Below are 1,255 nucleotides of genomic sequence, written 5' to 3'. Positions count from 1 at the left end.
CTGCGCCCGAGGCACCCGTCATCCCGCCGCGCCCGGCAGACCCGGTGGCGGAGCCGGTGGAGCCGGAGCACACTCCCGATCCCGCTCCCGACCCCCGCCCGGACTCCGACGGACTCCAGGGCGAGCGGGCATGACATCGGTGCCGGTTTCCGCCGCCTGATGGTCGAGATCCAGGTCGAGCTGCCGACCGGACCCGCGGCGGTGTCCGCCGACTGGGCCCCCGGCGACAACGGCGCGACGGTGATCGTCGCGCACGGCGCCGGGACGGGCAAGGACCATCCGTTCTTGACGGGCTACGTCGATGCGCTGAGCGAGAGCGGCTTCTCGACTCTGCGGTTCAACTTCCCCTACGTCGAGCAGGGACGACGCATGCCCGGTCCCGCCCCGCATGCGATCGCCACCTGGAACGCCGTCGTGGCCTTCGCCCGCTCGGCCGACCCCGCGGCGACCGTCTGGGCGACGGGGAAGTCGTACGGCGGGCGGATGGCGTCGATGGCGGTCGCAGAAGGGCTGCGTGTCGATGGGCTCGCCTACCTCGGCTACCCGCTTCATCCGCCGGGGCGGCCCGAGAAGCCGCGCATCGAGCATCTGCCGGACATCACGGTGCCGCAGCTCTTCGTCGAGGGGACCAACGATCCGTTCATCCAGCCCCTCTCGCAGTTCGAGGAGGCGGTCGCGAGCTGTCGGGATGCGCGCGTCGTCTGGGTCGATGGCGGCGGGCACACCTTCGAGGTCAAGGGGCGGAAGCGCCCGGCGGAGCAGATCGGAGCGTCACTCGCGCCGATCGTCGCGGAGTTCGTCCGCGCTCGCCGGTCCGGCTGAGAGCGGTCAGTCGATGAGCGCGGAGAGACCTGCATCGGCCAGCAGACGTCGCACCGTCGAGATGCCCAGTGCGCTCATGATCGGGTTCGAGGCCTCGTAGTACCAGCCGAGCCCGAGCGCCTGCTGGAGCGCCCATGCCGCGCCCCGGTGCCATTCGACGTCGTCCGCGCCGACGTCGTCACGGAGGATGCGCCGTGTCGGTGCGTCGAAGAGATGCCAGGCCGCGACGAGGTCGAGGGCAGGATCGGCGGGTCCGAAGCTTCCGCCGTCGAGCACGCCGGCCAGTCGCGTCTCATCCGCACGCTCGGCGACCAGGAGATTGAACGGGGTGAGGTCTCTGTGGCTCATCACCTCCGCGATGGGAGACGGGAGCTCCCGCAGCGCGCCCCAGAGCCTCTCGGCGCGTGGCGCATCGAACAGGTGCGCGCTCCTG

At 71.3% G+C, this 1,255-nt stretch carries 2 protein-coding genes; one reads left to right on the top strand and one right to left on the bottom strand.

Annotated features, from left to right (window positions below; translation table 11 throughout):
• Positions 1-159 precede the first annotated feature (159 nt).
• On the top strand, positions 160-822 hold the full coding sequence (locus tag DSP71_RS09965; RefSeq protein ID WP_058631851.1) for an alpha/beta family hydrolase: 663 nt from the start codon (positions 160-162) through the stop codon (positions 820-822).
• Positions 823-828: 6 nt separating this feature from the next.
• Here the strand turns inward: DSP71_RS09965 and DSP71_RS09960 are convergent.
• The coding region (locus tag DSP71_RS09960) for a phosphotransferase (protein WP_147251278.1) at positions 829-1,255 on the bottom strand (427 nt) is incomplete at its 5' end.

This window comes from Microbacterium sp. H6, from assembly GCF_003314775.1.
GTDB classification, from domain to species: Bacteria; Actinomycetota; Actinomycetes; order Actinomycetales; family Microbacteriaceae; genus Microbacterium; species Microbacterium oxydans.
This window is presented reverse-complemented; position numbering and strand designations above follow the sequence as displayed.

What these genes read in the sequence shown, in the direction of transcription:
- DSP71_RS09965 (WP_058631851.1), top strand. Translation starts at nt 160, where the DNA reads ATGGTCGAGATCCAGGTCGAGCTGCCGACCGGACCCGCGGCGGTGTCC.